Consider the following 19536-nt stretch of genomic DNA (forward strand, 5'->3'; position numbering starts at 1 on the left):
AACTATAAAATCAATCACAGGAAATCATCATTATCTAAAAGCTTTTTATGCGGCATTTAAGAACTAAATTGGTATAACTACCCTACCTTAAAAGATGCGCATACCGCGAGTGTTTAGAATAATAGAAAACAAAATAGGCAGCCTTTAAAAAGACTGCCTATTGAAAACTGCGACTGTTAACTGAAATCTATTCTTCTAATTGCCAAGTGTTATTTTCTTTATTCACATCGGCCATCATGCCTTTAGGATCTATAGTAACGCTTTTTACGTTACTCATATTGATACCATTAAGTACTAACTCATATGTAGGATAAGCCCAAGCCCAGTCTGCAACAGTAGTTACATTTCTAGTTACTTTTTTCTCACCACGCATCTCAGATAATGGTATGTAATACATTTTTGTACTACCGTCATTCATAGTTACCTCTACATCTAGTGGCATAGGCATTAACCCATTTCTTTTAAGAGTAATGACATCTACACCATCTAGTGTCTTCCTATTTTCTACAGAGTAATCGATAGTATTTGTAGTCATAGTCCAGTCTCTTAAGTACCATTCTAGGTCAAAACCGCTTACACGCTCTGCAACTCTTTTAAAATCGTTGGGATCTGGGTGCTTAAATTTCCATGTATTGTAATATTCTTTGATGATTTGATCTCTAACATCATCACCTACTATGTAACCTAATTGTGCCATAAAAACAGCGCCTTTAGAATAAGCACTGGTTCCATAAGCACCGTTGTACTCGTAGCGATCTGCATGTGTGGTTTGAGGTTGCTCTTTACCAGAATTTGCAAGACCTATATAACCTCTATAAGAACCAGAGTTAGGATTTTCTTTACCTTCATTAAAAACAGCATTCATTGCATAGTTAGAAATGTAAGTAGTAAAACCTTCGTCCATCCACTCGTCTTTAGACTCGTTAGTTGCAAGAATATGGTTGAACCATGAGTGAGCAAATTCATGCGCTGTAACACCAGCAAGACTGCCAAAAGAGCGCTCACCAGTGATCAAAGTACACATCGCATACTCCATACCACCATCACCACCTTGAATAACAGAGTATTGCTTATAAGGATAATCACCTATATGTTCATTAAAATACTTTAAAAACTCATTGGTCTTTGGTTGTAATTTTTTCCAATTTTCTTTGATTGCCTCATTATCCTTATAGAAAAAGTGAAGATCTACACCATTTGCTCCTTTATAAATATCGTGGATAAAATCTTTATCTGCTCCCCATGCAAAGTCATGTACTTGTGGTGCTTTAAAATGCCATGTTAATTTTCCATCCTTACTTCTACCAGGACCAGAATTTGCCTTGTCATAACCATGACCTATTTCTTTAGGGTTTTGTAAGTAACCTGTGCCACCTACGGTATAATCTTTATCGATAGTAAGTTCTACATCAAAATCTCCCCAAACACCATGAAATTCACGACCTATATAAGGACTGGTATTCCAGCCGTATTTATCAAATTCGGCCATTTTAGGATACCATTGCGTCATAGAAAGTGCAACACCTTCTTTATTATTTCGTCCACTTCTTCTTACTTGTACAGGAACCTGGCCATTAAAATCTAATTCTAGTGTAGTAGATTCACCTGGAGCAAGAGACTTTGCTAGTTTTACAACTAGTACAGTTCCTTCTTCGTCTGCAATTACAGCCTTACCATCTTGTGTCATATTGCTTACATGTAGATAACCTATTTCATTAGGTTCTAATGCTGCTATACGAGAACCTACTCTTCTATCAGGGTCTGCAATAGTGCGAGAACGTACGTCCATCTCACTACCTGGCTGGAAAGCGTTAAAAAATAAATGATAATACACACGATCTAGTGTCTCTGGAGAATTGTTGGTATAAACCAGTTTTTGCTTACCAGTATACTGATAACGATCTACATCCATATTTACATCCATGTCATAATTAACATGTTGCTGCCAGTAGGTACCAGAACCACGGTCCTGACTAGAGGCTACATTTTTAGAAGAACTACAACCTGCTAGTGCGATAGCAGCTGTAAGAATCAAAGCTATTTTTTTCATGAGATAATTTTATTGCTGCTAAGATAAGGATAACCTAATTCAACACGAATTTGAAGTTTAGAAATGATTAACGACAGCATATTTTTGATTTGATTGCTCTGTTGTAAAATACATAGTTTCATTTTCATGATAGATTGAAGCAGTGCTGCTATCTAGAACAATGACGTGTTTACTTCAACTTCCTTTTTACAACCCATTCTCAAAATTCTACAATTCAGTCATCCTTAATTTTAAAAAGCCTTGATCGGTCGCAAGTTTGTTTTATCAAACCACAAGATATGAAAACGCTTTTCTCGATTATTTTTCTTTTGATTACCTCTTTTACTTTTGCGCAAACCACCATTTCAGGTATTGTATTAGATGAAGAAAAACAACCTGTTATGGGTGTAAATGTTTACCTAGAAGGAACTTATGACGGTACTACTACAGACATGGATGGAAAATTCTCATTTTCTACAGAAGAAACTTCAACAGGAATATTAATTGCCAGCTATATAGGTTATGAAGATTATAGGTTAGAATCTCTTATAGTAGATATGGTGGGTTTAAAATTACGCTTTCGCGAAAGCTTAAACGCATTAAACACCGTAGTCCTAAGCGCAGGAAGTTTCAGTGCAGGAGATAGTTCTAAGGCCAGTGTTTTAAAACCGTTAGATATAGTTACTACGGCTGGTGCGGTGGGCGATTTTGTAGGTGCATTACAGACCCTACCAGGAACATCTAATAATGCAGACGACGGCCGCCTTTTTGTACGTGGTGGTAGTGCAGAAGAAACTCAAATTTTTATCGATGGAGCTCGTGTTTTCAGACCCTTTACACCTACTACTGGTAACATTCCTACACGTGGTCGTTTCTCACCGTTCTTATTTGACGGTATTTCATTTTCTACCGGTGGTTATAGCGCAGAGTATGGGGACGCGCTTTCTAGTGTATTACTCTTAAATACAAACGATGTGCCCAAAGAAGAAAAAACCGAAATAGGAATCATGAGCTTAGGAGCTAATTTGGGCAACACAAAAATTTGGGGTAAAAACAGCATTAGTTTAAATGCGCAATACATTAACCTAGCTCCGTATAATGAGTTGGTTCCCCAGAATAATCAATTTGAAAAACCCTATCAGTCTCTCAATGCCGAAGCTGTTTTTAGACATCAATTTGATAAAGGACTTTTTAAAGCATACAGTGCATATTCCTATAGTGATCTAGCATTGATTCAAGAAGATGTAGATGTAGAAGAAGGCTTCTATTTTGGATTAAGAAATAGAAATTATTATGGTAATTTAAATTATAACGGTTATTTATCAGATAGTTGGAATATAGAAACAAGTTTAAGTCTAGCACATGATAATAATAACATGACCATAGAAACCACAAAAATAGATGCTGTAGAAAATGCACTGCATGCTAAATTTAAATTGCAAAAACGATACAATAATTACTTTAAAATCAACATGGGTGTAGAACAGTTTCTTATTAATTATAAGGAAGATGTGTTAATGGAAAACGACACTTTTGAAACCGGTATTAATCATGGAATAACCGGTGCTTTTACAGAGGCTGAGGTTTTTGTTTCTAAAGATCTCGCCTTTAAAGCAGGTTTGCGTGGCGATTATTATGGAGCCAGCGATCAATTTAAAGTGTCACCAAGATTAAGCGCTGCGGTAAGTATCAATCCATCTTCACAATTCTCACTAGCATATGGTAATTTTTATCAATCTGCTCAAAATAATGTGCAGCAATATGACAAAGAACTCCAACCAGAAAACGCCCAACATTATATCGCAAACTTCCTTTATAAAAAGAACGATCGCATGTTTAGAGCAGAAGCTTATTATAAAAAATACGATCAGCTATTAACATACGACACGACTCGTGTACAATTTGATAGCTATTTAAGTAACGATGGTGACGGTTATGCCGCTGGATTAGATCTATTCTGGAGAGATGAGAAATCTATTAAAAATCTAGATTATTGGGTAAGTTACTCTTATTTAGATACGCAACGACAGTTCCGTAATTACCCTGTAGAGGCGACACCTAGTTTTGCTACAGACCATAACTTCAGCCTGGTGACTAAATACTGGATAGAAGACCTACAATCTCAAATAGGAGCCACCTTTAATTATTCCAGCGGCCGTCCATTTACTAATGCAAATAAGACAGGTTTCTTAAACGATAAAACCAGCTCGTTCCAAAGCCTAAATTTTAATTGGGCCTACCTTATTGATCAACAAAAGATTTTATACTTCTCAGTTTCAAATGTGTTGGGTAGAGATAACGTTTTTGGTTATCAATACAGCGACACACCAGATGTTCAAGGACAGTTTAACCGTCGTACGATAGGCCAGGCAGCAGACCGTTTCTTCTTTGTAGGTTTCTTTTGGACCATAGGCGGCAGCGATAATCAGTTGGATAATCTGTAAGAATTAACGAAATCAGTATTTACAAATCACAAACACCCAATTCTTATTTTCCCTCGAGGGAAATGCCGATAGGTAAAGGGTGTTTGCGGTGGAATAAAATTGTCAAAACAACAATTCAGATACTAGTTTTTACAGTTGGGTTTGTTTCGCTTTCGCGAAAGCGAGATCACCATTATCATTGTATCATAAATCAAGTAAATTATTTATTATGAGAACTATAGCTACTACTTTAATTTTGTTTTTCACATTAACTCTTACCGCACAATCTGGATATGAAAAAGCCATGAAAAAAGGACTGGAATTAATGCAAACAGATTTACAGGCAGCATCACAACAATTTGAACGTGTCGCAAAAGCCGAAAAAGAAAACTGGTTGCCATCATACTATGCAGCGCTATGTAATATCAATGGTTCTTGGGGTAATAATCCTAAAGAGCAAACTTTATTAACCATGAACAAGGCGCAAGAATTTATAAATGATGCAGAGTTGTTATCTGAAAACAACCCAGAAATAATGGTCTTACAAGGTATGTTAAACACCTGTTGGATTCAATACGACAGCCGTGTTTATGGCATGAAACTGTCTGGTGAGACTAATGCGATTTATGAAAAAGCGATTCAAATAGCTCCAGAAAACCCTAGAGTAATAAGTAATAGAGCGCGATGGTTAATGGGTAGTGCAAAATTCTTCGGTAAAGACATCACACCATATTGCGGTGAGATTGATAAAGCCATCACATTATTTGAAAATGAAAAGCCAACTGGTTTTAACCCTAGCTGGGGTAAAAGCGGTGCACTAGATGCAAAAAAGGAATGTGAGTAAGTACCTAAAAATTTATTGAATCTATTTAAAATGCCAAGTGTTCCTCTTGGCATTTTTCTTTTGAAATAGTTTTCAGAGGCAGTGTTAGTCTCAGCGTTATTCAGAGACGGTACTTTTTGATCTTATCGCCTTAGCTCTATATTCAGGCTTTTACTCGAGGGAAATGTCCGCAGGACAAAGGGTGTTTGCGGTTGAGTAAAAAAAATCAAAAATCTGATATCGTTAATCTCTAATTGTTAATTAATTCCCGCTTTCGCGAAAGCGAATCCTACTTATATTAATCCATTAACATAGAAAATTAAATATTTAAAAATTATTGTGCTTTATCTAGTTGCACCTCAATTAGTTTCTATAATTTTATAGAAATTATCAACTAACCACTAATTACCAACCTATTTTGATCAAAAAAGCACTTCTATTCCTGTTTTCGTTGCTTATTCTAGCTTCTTGTAACACAAAAACTGACGAAGAAAAACTCCAAGAACAACAAAATGAATTGTTCAAATTTAGAGAATACGTCAGTCAGGTTTCTGATCATGTAATTTCTACTAGAGAACCTATCGTTATCAAATTAACCGAACCTGTAGAAGGTTGGACTGCTGGTAAAGAGCTAGATGATAGTTGGTTAAAGTTGGACCCTAACGTATCTGGTAAATTAACAGTTCTAGATGCACAGACGGTATCTTTTCTACCAGAAAAACCTTTAAAAGAAGACACGCAGTACGAGGTAAAGTTTAAACTGGATAAAGTAAGAGAGGTAACCGCTGATTTAAAGGAGTTTACTTTTAATTTTAAAACCATTGCTCAAGACTTTATTATAGGTACAGACCCTGTAGGAAGTTATCAAAGCGATTATCAATATATCAATGGGACTATACGCTCTAGTGATATCATGGAATTAGAAAATGCAAAGAAGTTAGTTACTGCAACATTAAATGGTAAAAATCTAGCGGTAAAATTTCCTAACTCAACGGCACTCGGTAAATATTTTGAATTTAAAATAGATAGTATACAACGACCTGTAGAAGATGGTGAAGTAGAAATTTCATGGAATGGAAATAGTATAGGCGTCGCCGATAAAGGTAATAACACGATTACACTACCTGGTAAAAACAGTTTTTCTGTGACCGATATTGAACTGGTTAATGGAGATGTACAGTACATTTTAATCAACTTTTCTGACCCTATAAAAAAGGGACAAAATCTAGATGGAATGATCCAGATAGAAGGTGTTGATAAAATGAAATTTGAAAGTAGTGGTAATGAATTGAAGGTATATCCTTCAAAAACGGTTACAGGTTCTAAAAAGGTTGAGGTTTTTACAGGTATTTCTAGCGTGGCTGGTTATAAACTTAAAAATGGATTTTCTAGCTTCATTGCTTTTGAACAAGTAAACCCAGAAGTAAAACTAGTAAGATCGGGAACAATTTTACCATCTTCCCAAAATTCAAAAATTAATTTTAAAGCTGTTAATCTTAATGCAGTAGATGTGTGGGTTTATAAAGTATTCAATAATAACGTACTTCAGTTTTTACAAAATAATAATATAGGTTCTACAGGTAATCTACGTAATGTAGGCAGACCAGTTGCTCGTAAAGTAATAGATATTAAAGCAACCGGTAATGATATAAATAAATGGAATACCTATTCTGTAGATCTTAGTGAGGTGATCGCTCCAGATCCTGGAGCTATTTACAGAGTAGAGTTTAAATATAAGCTAGCATACAGTGCTTATAAATGTGAATACACGGCAGAGAATCAGCCAGAAGTAGAAAAAATAGATTACGACGATTCTTTTGAGGCCAGTAGTTGGGATAGTGCTCAAAATTACTATTATGATGACGAGTACGGTTATTATGATTACAACTGGAGAGATCGTGAAGATCCATGTACCCATTCTTTCTATAGAAATAAATCAGTTAGTACAAATGTCCTTGCAAGTGATTTAGGTATCACCGTTAAAAAAGGAGGTGATAACAGTTATTTAATAGCAGTAAATGATATTATTACTACCAGACCTTTAGGTGGTGCTCAGGTAAAATTATATAACTTTCAACAACAGGAGATAGCTAGTTCACGCACAAATAATGAAGGACTGCTAGACATAAGACTAGATAAACCAGCATACTTTGCACAGGTTACTTATAACAATCAATATGGGTATGTAAAACTAGACGACGGTCAGGCACTGTCGGTAAGCAAATTTGATACTTCTGGTAAAAAACTAAGTAAAGGAATAAAAGGTTACATCTATGCAGAAAGAGGCGTGTGGCGTCCTGGAGATAACATTTATCTCAACTTTATACTTAACGATGCCCATAATAAATTACCTAAAGGTCATCCTATAAAATTAGAATTAAGAGATCCTAATGGTAAAATTACCCATAGTGATGTACAAAAAAACGGACTCCATAATTTCTACCAGTTTGACTTAAAAACAGATGATAATGCGCCGACAGGAAACTGGAATGCAAAAGTTGAGGTAGGTGGTGTTACCTTTAATAAAACCCTTAAAATAGAAACCATTAAACCCAACCGTTTAAAGGTGAAATTATATTTTGACCAAGAAATAATTAAGTCCGGAGATAATGTATACGGTTCTTTAAACGGTATGTGGTTGCACGGTGCTATTGCCAAAGGTCTTCAAGCAAATATCACCGCAAAGTATTATGCAACTACCACAAGTTTTAAAAAATACGAGAGCTATGTTTTTGATGATCCATCAAGATATTTTGATCTTCAAGAATCAGAGATTTTTACTGGTCAGTTAGATCAAAGTGGAAATGCTAGCTTTGTTTTTGAACCTTATATGGATTCTCAACCTCCAGGAATGTTAAAGGCCAGTTTCCTTACTAAGGTGTATGAAAACGGTGGAGACTTCAGTACAAATGTGACTACTAAAACCTATTCCCCATATGATACTTATGTAGGTATCGATGTGCCACCAGGAGACAAGCAAAGAGGAATGTTGCTTACAGATACTGATCATAAATTTGATGTAGTAACTGTAGATCAAAGTGGTAACCCTAAGGCGACTCAAAATCTTGAGGTAAAAGTGTATAAAATTAACTGGCGCTGGTGGTGGCAGTCTCAGTCAGGTAGTCTTTCCAGATATGAAGCTCAGGAATACCGAGAAGAAGTGTATAACAACACGATAAGTACCAACTCTAGCGGTAAAGGAAGTTTTAATTTTTCACTTAAATATCCAGAATGGGGAAGATATTTAGTGCGTGTTTATGATCCAGAATCAGGACATTCTACTGGTAAAATCATTTATGTAGACTGGCCAGGTTGGGCAGGAAAAAGCCGTAAAGTAGATCCAGAAATGGCATCTATGCTTATTTTTAATTCAGATAAGAAAACCTATAAAGTAGGAGAGAACGCAAAAATTACATTCCCATCTACCTCTGGTGGTCGTGCATTAATCACCGTAGAGAATGGAACTGAAGTTCTAGACGCACAATGGGCAGAAACTAACGACAGACAGACAGAGGTGAGTATACCGCTCAATAATCTATATGTTCCTAACGTGTACGTTCACATTACTTACCTACAACCGCATGCACAAACAGCAAACGATCTTCCATTGAGAATGTATGGTGTCATACCATTACTAGTAGAAAATGCTGCGACACATCTAGAACCACAAATTAAGATGCCTAAAGAACTAGCACCTAAAACTAGTGCTAAGATTACTGTAAGTGAAAAAAATAACAAAGCAATGACCTATACACTGGCCGTTGTAGATGAAGGATTACTAGATCTAACTAACTTTAAAACACCTAACGCATGGGACACGTTCTTTGCACGTGAGGCGCTAGGAGTAAAGACTTGGGACATCTTTGACGATGTTATCGGTGCTTATGGTGGTCGTATAGATGCCGCATTTGCCATAGGTGGTGACGGTAGTGCAGCAGCTTCTAAGGCTAAGAAAGCAAATAGATTTAAACCTATGGTCATTCACTTAGGTCCATTTACACTGCAACCAGGCGAGAAAAAAACGCACACTATTAACATACCTCAATATGTAGGTTCTGTACGCACGATGGTAGTGGCTGGTAATGACCGCAGTGTAGCCTACGGTAGTGCCCAGGTTGCGACCCCAGTAAAGAAACCATTAATGATGCTGGCATCGCTTCCGCGAAAGCTGTCACCTGGAGAAACAGTAAAATTACCGGTTACCATTTTTGCAATGGATGATAAGGTAAAAGACGTAAAAGTAACCTTAGAGAACTCACCATATTTTGAGTTATTAAACGGAAATACAAAACAATTAAAATTTACAGAAACTGGAGATCAAATCGCTTATTTTGATGTAAAGGTTAAAAATGCATCTGGAATTGCAAAGTTAAAACTCTCTGCTAGAGGAAATGGAGAGACCGCTGCTTATGAGACAGAAATAGATGTGGTTAACCCAAATCCATACAGCACGATTTCAGAAAAAGCAATCCTTAAGGTAGGAGAAACAGCTACTATTGCAGTAAAACCCTTTGGAACTAAAGGAAGCAACGCCTCTACTATCTCGTTCTCTAGTTTACCAGCTATGAATATAGGTAAACGATTAAATTACTTAATACGTTATCCACATGGTTGTGTAGAGCAAACTACTAGCGCAGCATTTCCACAACTACACCTTTCTAGCGTGATTGATTTAAATAATAATCAGCAAAAAGAAATTAGCTCTAATATAAAGGCGGCTATAAATAAATTAGGTTATTACCAGAAAGCAAACGGTGGTTTTTCTTACTGGCCAGGCAGTGGTAGTGTAAATGACTGGGGTACGACCTATGCAGGGCACTTTATTATCGAGGCAGAAAAAGCTGGTTATACAGTTCCTATTTCGTTTAAATCTAACTGGATTGCTTATCAAAAAAGAGTAGCAAAACAATGGCGTTATAACAATCATAATGACTTGTACCAGGCCTATAGACTATATACACTAGCAGTTGCAGGAGCACCAGACTTATCTTCTATGAACCGCTTACGCGAAAACGCAAACCTTTCTAACGATAGCAAGTTGAGACTAGCTGCAGCATATGCGTTAGTAGGTCAGAATAAGGCCGCCGACGAGCTTCTCTCAAAGAGTAACATAGATTTCCAGCCTAAGAAATACGATTACAGAACCTATGGATCTCCACAACGTAATCGTGCAATGGCTCTAGAAACCTATACGATAATGAAAAAGGATGAGCGTGCCAGAAAACTTATGGAAGAAATGGCTAGAAACTTAGATTCTGACCGTTATTATAACACGCAAGCACTAGCTTATAGTTTTATTGCGATCAGTAAATATGCAAACCATGTAGGTGGTAAAGGCGTTAATATAGAATATACTTTTAAGGGAAAAACCAATTCAGTTTCTAGTATAAAAAGCATCGCAAATCGCAATCTAGATATAGATGAAAATCAAACAACCGTTACCGTAAAAAACACCGGTAATAACACGATTTTTATTACCAATGCTATGACAGGTAAATTACCAGTTGGGACAGAAAAAACAGCACAAAGTAATTTAAAAGCAACAGTTACATATATGGATAAAGATGGAGATACGGTAGATGTAAGTAAGGTGGCTCAAGGAACTGAAATCACTGTCGTAACTACTATTACTAACACGACTGGTTCTAGAATAGAAGATGTAGCACTTACTCAAATCTTACCATCTGGTTGGGAAATTGTGAATACTAGATTTACAGATTATGGAGCACAAGAAACTAACAACAGTATAGAATACACAGACATAAGGGATGATCGTGTCAGCTATTACTTTGATTTAAAAGGTAAAGAAATACTCACGTTTAAAACCACAATTAATGCCAGTTACTTAGGTAAATATTACCTACCAGGCTTACAATGCGAGGCGATGTATGATGCAGATTATATAGTTAGGAACAAAGGACACTGGATAGAAGTGGTAAGGTAGATGTGGATGTTCAGAAAAATATTTGGAAAAAAGTTGCGGCAGCAATTCAATGTAATGAAAAATATATCATTATATCATAGTGAGAAGTTTGCAACCAGCGACCACATTAAATGGATTGAGCATAATATTTATCAAGAGCTTTCTGAAGAACACGGCTCGCCTTATAGAACAACTATTTCTTATGATTTAGAATTTGATGAAACTTCTAATCAATACCCTTTAGAAGATATTTTGAACAAATATGATTTGTTTGTAAATGATTTTCTAGTAGATGAGAATGATTCAAATTCTAAAACATATTATGTAGAATTAGGAGGAGAAGTCGAAGATCTACTAAACATGACCGAAATATTTGGAAAAAAAGTTTTTAATCGTGAATTAATGATCGATGGACAACTTCAGATAGCGTTGATTATTGAATAATAATAAGCCTGCCAGAGCATAGCTCAGGGCAATTAATTAAGAAACAGGAATAAATAATTTAATCACATTTGACATGCCTAGTATTTCTCCTAGCACAGTCTATATGTCGTAAGAGTTTTATCCTTCATTTTTCTGATTTTTTGAAACATTGCGTTTGCTCTTGTACTATCTACAGGAATACAGGCGTAGCAGTGATAAGTAAAACCTAATTTTTCACAGCACTCTATGCGTGCTGATTTAATGCCAGTAGGCTATCATGTCAGTTTATTTATGTAAAATAAGACTTACAAGAATCGTTATTAGAATGTATAATGACTTTCTATTTGCCGCATTTCCTATCTTTTCAAGGAGTTACTGCATAGAAATTAAACTACTAACTCAAGAATTATTATTTGAACCATTTTATTATATCAAAAAGGGTGAAATTAATTTCACCCTTTTTGATATCGTTTTGGTGTATGATTTTTTTATAATTACACTTCATCAAAATTCACCACAACCTTTGCACTAGTTGCATAAGCCTGACACGCTAGTGAGAGTCCAGCTGCAACTTCCTTATCAGTTAAGATCGCATTCTTTGCCATTTGCGCACTACCTTCTTCTATCTGGCATATACAAGAGCTACAAATACCGCCCTGACAGCTGTAAGGTGCATCGATGTCATTTTTAAGCATGGCATCGAGTAAAACCTCGTCTCTTTTTACAGTAAGTGTGTGTTTCTCATCATCCAGAATTACGGTAAGCTCAGTTAGATGACTGTCCTCTGATATTTCTATTTTATTCTCCTGGGTAGTAAAAAGTTCGAACTTGATGTTTTCTTTAGTAAGAACTTCTTTTTCTATCAAATTATCTGTCGCCATAGAAATCATTTCTTCTGGTCCACATAGATATGCTTTTGAAAAAGTGAGATCGGTAACCTCTTGTTTTAAGAAAAAGTTGAGGTTAGATTTACTCACACGACCGAATAAAGCCTCATCACGCTCCTCACGAGAAAAACAGTATTTAAGGAAAAAACGATCTCCATATTGATCCTTAAGATCATTAAATTGCTCGTAATAAATGGTTTGTGCTACCGACTGATTTCCATAAATAAGGGCTACTTTACTTTCTGGCTCGTTAGTAAGTACTTCTTTAATAATAGAAGTAATAGGAGTAATACCACTACCTGCTGCTATCATCAAATAATTTTGAGCGGTTTCACTTTTTTCATGAATAAAAAGACCATCTGGTGTAGCAACTTCTAGCTGGTCACCTGCACGCAATGTCATCGCATAGTTAGAAAAAACACCTTTTTCTACAGCTTTAATAACTACTTTTAAATCGTTTTCATGCGGTGCGCTGGATAGAGAATAAGCACGACGTACTTCTTCTCCATTTATGATAGCTTTGAGCGTTAAGTACTGACCAGAGATGTAGTTAAAATCTGCTGTGAGGCCTTGAGGTATATCAAATATAATCTCTACTGCCTGAGAAGTAACTTTGGTAACTTGTTTTATAGTAAGATGATGAAAAATCATGTGGTATATTTAAAGCTGCAAAAGTAATAAAGGAAATCGAGCTGTAACATTTTTAACAAAATGATTACTTATAAATCAAATCACACCCAAAAATGATTAAACAATTTATCAGTCTAGAGTGGAAAAGCTTTTTTAGAAGTGCTGCTTTTAAACAGAACATAGCTATTAAAATCCTAATGGCTCTAGGAGCTATTTATTTTTTAGCCATATTTATATTTTTAGGTGTTCTTAGTTTTGAATTAATAGAAAAAGCGTTAGAAAAAGGTTTAGTTAGCGGTACAAACCCTTTTCAGGTAGTAAATAAGTTTTTAATTTACTGGTTTGTGGTAGATTTATTCTTTAGATACATGATTCAAAAAATGCCTGTAGCAAATATTAAGCCCTTGCTTTATTTGCCCTTTAAAAAAGGCGAGATCGTAAAATACTCTATAAGTAAAACCATCACTTCCTTCTTTAATATTTTACCAGCTTTTTTCTTTGTCCCTTTTAGTATAATCTTATTAATTAAAGGTTATAACGTTTTAGCTGTAATGAGCTGGCATCTGGCCATGTTAGGAATAACTTTTTCTTTAAATTTCTTAAATGTATTTTTAAATAACTCAAACAAAGTATTTTATCCAGTGGTCGGTCTTGTTGCAGTTTGTGGATTTGCACAGTATCACGGTTACTTTGATTTAACCATTTATACAGAGCCAGTTTTTGCGTTCTTTTATAATAACATTTGGAGTTTTATAATTCCTATCGGCGCGGCGGTATGTTTATATCAAATCGCCTATAAATACTTTATAAAGCAACTGTATCTTGATCTAGGATTTAGTAAAAAGGTTGAAGATGCAAAAGTAGAAGATTTAAGTTTCTTAGATCGATTTGGTAAAATATCTACGTACCTAAAAAACGATATCAAATTGATCAAACGTAATAAAAGAGCTAGAACTACTTTTATTATGGGCTTTTTATTTATTTTTTATGGGTTGTACTTTGTAATGATAGGTCAGGAAGGAATGATGATTTTTGCAGCTCTTTTTTGCACCGGTGGATTTCTATTTAGTTTTGGTGGCCTAGTACCTTCATGGGACAGTAGTTATTACAAGCTTATGATGGCACAAAACATCCCTTACCGTGAATTCTTGCTCAGTAAATGGTGGCTCATGGTTATAGTGACTGCAGTAAGTACGGTGTTGAGTTTGTGGTATGTGTACTTTGGTATAGAATGGTTGTATGCAATTCTTGCAGGAGCAGTTTACAACATAGGTTTTAACTCTTCTGTTGTTTTATTAGGTGGGGCATTTGTAAAAACACCTATAGACTTAATGAGTAATAAAAAAGCCTTTGGCGATAGTAAAGCATTTAATGCAAAGACACTTCTACTCATCATACCTAAAATGGTATTGCCAGTTGTTATTTATTATGCATTTGCATTAACTATTAGTGATACAGCTGGTTTTATAGCTCTTGCTCTTACTGGTGTTTTAGGATTACTATTTAGAAATTTAATTTTTAAATGGATAGAAAACATCTATAAAACAGAGAAGTATGACACGATCGCGGCTTATGCTCAAAAGGATTAATTGGTCTGTGAGGACTGTTTAGATTCCGCTTTCGCGAAAGCGGAATAATAACCAACTTTTAATACAACTAGATTATGATTTCAATAACAAACCTTTCAAAAGTATACAATGGCGTTTCTGTTCTACATATAGAAGATCTAAAAATTGAAAAAGGCCAAGCTATAGGACTAGTAGGAAATAACGGTGCGGGAAAAACGACCTTATTTTCTTTGCTACTCGATTTGATTCAACCTACCACTGGTTACATTTTGAGTAATGATATTAAAGTAAGCGAGAGCGAGGACTGGAAACCGTTTACAAGTGCATTTGTAGATGAAAGTTTCTTGATAGGTTATTTAACGCCAGAAGAATACTTTTACTTTATAGGTGAATTAAGAGGACAGAACAAAGCAGATATCGATGCATTAATCGCCTCTTATTCTGATTTTTTTAATGGTGAAGCCGTGGGGCAGAAAAAATACTTGCGTGATCTTTCTAAAGGAAACCAAAAGAAAGTAGGTATAGTTGCTGCTTTAATAGGAAACCCAGAAGTGGTTATTCTCGATGAACCGTTTGCAAATCTGGACCCTTCTACTCAAATAAGATTAAAGAAAATCATTAAAGGACTTGCTGAAGATGCTAACACTACTGTTTTAATCTCTAGTCACGATTTACAACATGTTACCGAGGTAGCACAAAGAGTTGTGTTGTTAGAAAAAGGAAAAGTAGTTATGGATAAAGTAAAAACATCAGGAACGTTTGCAGAGTTAGAGAGTTATTTTAAAGGGATATCTGAGAGTCATGCGCCACTTTTATTAGAAGAAGAATAATTATAAATTTACATTCAAGATTTTAGAAATATACGTCGTTAATTTTGATTATTTTTTCTCCTTATAGACGCACTAACAACAGTTTATTAATATACTTTTTAATAGAGCTACTCGCTACTTTTAGGATATAAACAAGTAAATAAAATAGCTAAGATTTATAAAAACAGTATTTCACAAAAGATGGTAAAGTAATTAAGATGTCTAAAATGATACCTAGCATTGCGGTTTAAAAGAAGAATAAACGCATTTTGAAATCAAACGTTTAACCACCTGTTTTAATATTTACTTATCTATAAAGTTAATTAGATACAAGATCTGAACAAGACAGAAAGCAAAAAATCCTTATTTTTACCATCTTTCACAATATCAACGCGGTATTTGGAGTTATGGACGTTAGTTTAAAACCTATTTTTTGAAACAGCTTTTCTACAATATTTGTATCGCCTTTCTACTCACAGCTATTATTACTGGCTGCAGTAGAAAAAAGAATTCCTTTATAAGTCGTAATCTTCATGCTGTCGGTACAGAGTATAATGTTCTTTATAATGGTAATCTGGCTTTACAGTCAGGCATCGATGGACTAGAACAATCTTATAAAGATAATTACTGGGATATCCTTCCTGTAGAACGTATGAGTTTAAAGGACCAGTTATTCTTACCAGGTGAAAAACCAGCAGATGCTAACTTTGAACGTGCTGAAGAAAAAGCGGTAAAAGCTGTGCAAAAGCACTCCATGCTTATTAATCAAACAGAATATAACCCACAAGTGGATGAGGCTTACATGCTGCTAGGTAAGGCTAGGTATTATGACCAGCGTTTTATACCAGCTCTAGAGGCATTTAATTACATATTACAATTTATGCCAGAGAGTGATCAATTTATTCAGGCCATGGTATGGCGTGAGAGAACTCATATGAGGCTAGATAATAATGAAGTAGCAATTAAAAATTTGAGTAAATTACTCAGAGAAGAAGAAGATATAGAAGAAGAAGACCTTGCTATTGCAAACGCAACTCTATCTCAAGCTTTCTTAAATACAGAGCAAGTAGACAGTGCGTTACTTTATATGAATCGTGCAGAGCGACAGACTAAAAATAGAGAAACACAGGCTAGATATAAATTCATAACAGCGCAGCTTTTTGCAAAACAAGGACAGCGCGATAGTGCATTTGTGCATTATGACGAGATTATCGATATGCATCGCAAGATACCACGTCGTTATTATGTAAACGCTTACATTGAGAAAATAAAAAACTTTGACAACTCTCAAGATTCTAAAGTAGAACTGTTAGAGACCATAACAGATCTAGAAGAGAATAGAGAAAATAGACCATGGCTAGACGCTATTTATTCACGTAAGGCCATTTATTATGAGAATGAAGGCAGCATAGAAAGTGCAAAGAAATACTATAACAAATCTTTGCGTGCAAAAAATGGTCAGGACAGATATTTAAGAGGTAATAATTACTCTGCTTTGGGTAAAATCAGTTTTGATGAGTCTAAATTTGTAAACGCAGGTAAATATTACGATAGTGCTATCGTAAATTATGTAGAGCGTACAAAAGAACACAGACTAGTTACTAAAAAAAGAAATAACCTAGAAGATGTAATTTTCTATGAAGGTAGACGCCGCAGTGCCGATAGTATTTTTAAGGTGCTAGCCATGTCACCACAGGAACAAGCGCAGTATTATCAAGAACACATAGACGCCCTGAAGGCCGAAGAAGAGCGCATAGCACAAGCCGCTGAAGTAGAGGCTGCAAAAGAAGCGCAAAATCAGAATGCATTTCAGACTGGTAAAGGAGTGACAAAACGTAGTAATATAGGCCCGTCCATAGGTACACCAGGAGCGTCGATAGGTAGTTTAAAAAACACCGGTAGTTCTTTTTATTTTTATAACCAGCAAACTGTTGCCCGCGGTAAGGTAGACTTTAGAAGAAAATGGGGTAAACGTGATCTTAAAGATAACTGGAGACGTAAAAACAAAAAGGAAGAACTTGAGACCGAGGTGATAGATGAGCAAATCACAGAGGTAGAAGAAGTGAGACCAGAATTTAAAACAGAATTTTACACAAGCACACTGCCAGAAGGTAAAATCATGCTAGATAGCATCGCGCAATCTAGAAATTTTGCTTACTATCAGTTAGGAGTGATATATAAGGAGAAGTTTAAGCGCAATGATCTTGCTATTAACCGTTTTGACACCTTATTAACTCATGATCCTGATGAGAAATTATTATTGCCGGCACTTTATAACTTATATTTAATTTATAAAGAAGATAGTGGTAGTGACGCTTTCGCGAAAGCGGAACAGTTAAAAAGCAAAATCATATCCAACTATCCAGATACACGATATGCCCAGATTTTAAGAAATCCAAAGGCAAAACTAGATGACAGTGCTAGTCCACTAGCTGTTTATAATAGACTTTACAAAGAGTATGAAAAGGAGAATTATGAAGTAGTTATTTCTAGTGCAGAGAGGTATTCAAATCTTTTTAATGGAGATGATATAGTACCACGTTTAGAACTATTAAAAGCATTTGCAGCTGGGAGACTGTATGGTTTTGAAGAATATAAAAAAGGTCTGGATTATGTGGCCTTAAATTTTCCCAATACAGAAGTAGGTAAAAGTGCTCAAAAGCTAGCCTCAACCGCAGAGACTATTAAAATCGCAGAGGCTTTCCAGCCAGAAAATAATTTAAACGACTTTAAGCTAGCTTATAGATTTAATACTACAGACGCCGTAGCAATAGAAAATTTAAAGAGTAAGTTGTTAGAGGTGATTAAAAACGAAAATTATAATTTTAGAGTCTCTGTAGATGTATATAATAAGGATGAGAAACTGGTAGTAGTTCATGGATTAAACTCTAAATTAGGAGCCAGAGGTCTAGGTGACCTTATGGCAAAACCTGAGAATAATTATAACATTAGAAAACCATTCTTTACTATAGCATCAGAAAATTATAAGATTATTCAAGTCTATAAGAATCTAGATAAGTACCAGAAAGAAATGCTTTAATCTAATAATCATATGTTTAACAATAAAAAAAACAACAATTCTTCTATGGAAGCAGGTAAATCACAAAATAGAATAGGTCATGGAACAACAATTAATGGCGATGTAGTAAGTGATGGAGGTTTTAGAATCGATGGTGTCATAAATGGGACACTTAAAACGCCTGGTAAAGTAGTTATAGGTAAGGATGGTAAGATAGACGGTACTCTAGAGTGTAATAATGCAGATGTAGAAGGAGTGTTCTCTGGAACGTTAGTGGTAAACGGTCTTCTTAGTTTAAAATCAACAGCAAATATTCAAGGAGATGTTTCTACTCAAAAACTGGCCGTAGAGCCTGGTGCTACTTTTAATGCTAGTTGTAAAATGGACGCACCATTGCAACCTGGTGCTGCTGGTAAAAAAGGGAAAACAGCTTAGACCATCTTTTTTAATATTTATTTGATTTGAATTACTGTCTGTAGTTAATCATTATCTCATAAGATAGATTTTAAAAGCCAGTTCTCGAGGTGGCAGTTATCACCTGTTTACCGTTTTCTTTGTGTTATATTAAATTCTTACTATTATTTACCATAAAATCAACCAGTGAATTTTTACCTTAAAACATTTTTTGCACTTTTATTATTAACAGCTGTTTTTTACGGGACGCATTCATTAATAGTACATAACCCATCAATATCTTTAATTAAAACCTATTCGTTTCTAGGGGCAGCTACATTTATAACAGTAAGCTCATTGAAATATGTATATGGATTAGTACCTGATAAATTGGGTTTTTCATTCTTAGCTTTAGTATTTGTAAAGTTCGGTGTAGTGTTTCTTTTATTCCCAGAATTATTGAGTGATGATCCTAAATTATCTAAGATAGAATTACTAGGCTTTCTAGTACCATACTTTATCTTTTTATTTATGGAAGCTATAATTGTTATTAAGTGGCTTAATAAGAATTAATTGGCGGTTAAAAACCTTCTTAAAAAACACAAAAAA

11 protein-coding genes are annotated in these 19536 nt (G+C 35.2%); 9 read left to right on the top strand and 2 right to left on the bottom strand.

What is annotated here, in order from left to right; all coding sequences use genetic code 11:
• Positions 1–187 precede the first annotated feature (187 nt).
• Positions 188–2050 carry a M1 family metallopeptidase gene (locus Q0838_RS09485; RefSeq protein WP_298954040.1) on the bottom strand — a complete coding sequence of 621 codons (1863 nt, stop codon included), beginning with the start codon at positions 2048–2050 and terminating at the stop codon, positions 188–190.
• Positions 2051–2328: 278 nt separating this feature from the next.
• Between Q0838_RS09485 and Q0838_RS09490 the strand changes: the two genes are divergently transcribed.
• The 4 genes from Q0838_RS09490 (at position 2329) to Q0838_RS09505 (ending at position 11642) form a co-directional block, all read left to right on the top strand.
• Complete coding sequence (locus tag Q0838_RS09490; RefSeq protein ID WP_298954042.1) at positions 2329–4473, top strand: TonB-dependent receptor; 2145 nt, start codon at positions 2329–2331, stop codon at positions 4471–4473.
• Positions 4474–4681: 208 nt separating this feature from the next.
• The gene (locus Q0838_RS09495; RefSeq protein ID WP_298954045.1) at positions 4682–5296 is read left to right on the top strand and encodes a hypothetical protein; all 615 of its coding nucleotides are present in this window, start codon (positions 4682–4684) and stop codon (positions 5294–5296) included.
• 397 nt (positions 5297–5693) lie between these two features.
• A complete protein-coding gene (locus tag Q0838_RS09500) occupies positions 5694–11219 on the top strand; it encodes an MG2 domain-containing protein (protein WP_298954047.1) in 5526 nt (1841 codons plus the stop codon).
• Between the two features lie 54 nt (positions 11220–11273).
• Entirely contained in the window at positions 11274–11642 is a 369-nt protein-coding gene (locus Q0838_RS09505) for a hypothetical protein (protein ID WP_298954050.1), read from the top strand.
• 473 nt (positions 11643–12115) lie between these two features.
• Here the strand turns inward: Q0838_RS09505 and Q0838_RS09510 are convergent, their stop codons facing one another.
• The gene (locus tag Q0838_RS09510) at positions 12116–13159 is read right to left on the bottom strand and encodes a ferredoxin--NADP reductase (RefSeq protein ID WP_298954052.1); all 1044 of its coding nucleotides are present in this window, start codon (positions 13157–13159) and stop codon (positions 12116–12118) included.
• A 92-nt stretch (positions 13160–13251) separates the two neighbouring features.
• On the opposite strand from Q0838_RS09510, the gene Q0838_RS09515 reads away from it, so the two are divergent.
• The 5 genes from Q0838_RS09515 (at position 13252) to Q0838_RS09535 (ending at position 19500) form a co-directional block, all read left to right on the top strand.
• Entirely contained in the window at positions 13252–14727 is a 1476-nt protein-coding gene (locus Q0838_RS09515) for a DUF5687 family protein (protein ID WP_298954055.1), read from the top strand.
• Between the two features lie 74 nt (positions 14728–14801).
• Positions 14802–15536 carry an ABC transporter ATP-binding protein gene (locus Q0838_RS09520; protein ID WP_298954057.1) on the top strand — a complete coding sequence of 245 codons (735 nt, stop codon included), beginning with the start codon at positions 14802–14804 and terminating at the stop codon, positions 15534–15536.
• Positions 15537–15948: 412 nt separating this feature from the next.
• A complete protein-coding gene (locus tag Q0838_RS09525) occupies positions 15949–18555 on the top strand; it encodes a hypothetical protein (RefSeq protein ID WP_298954060.1) in 2607 nt (868 codons plus the stop codon).
• 12 nt (positions 18556–18567) lie between these two features.
• Entirely contained in the window at positions 18568–18969 is a 402-nt protein-coding gene (locus Q0838_RS09530) for a polymer-forming cytoskeletal protein (protein ID WP_298954063.1), read from the top strand.
• 165 nt (positions 18970–19134) lie between these two features.
• Positions 19135–19500, top strand: a complete 366-nt coding sequence (locus Q0838_RS09535) for a hypothetical protein (RefSeq protein ID WP_298954065.1) — start codon at positions 19135–19137, stop codon at positions 19498–19500.
• Positions 19501–19536: the final 36 nt, after the last annotated feature.

The sequence above is a fragment of the uncultured Nonlabens sp. genome (genome assembly GCF_947495285.1).
Lineage (GTDB): Bacteria > Bacteroidota > Bacteroidia > Flavobacteriales > Flavobacteriaceae > Nonlabens.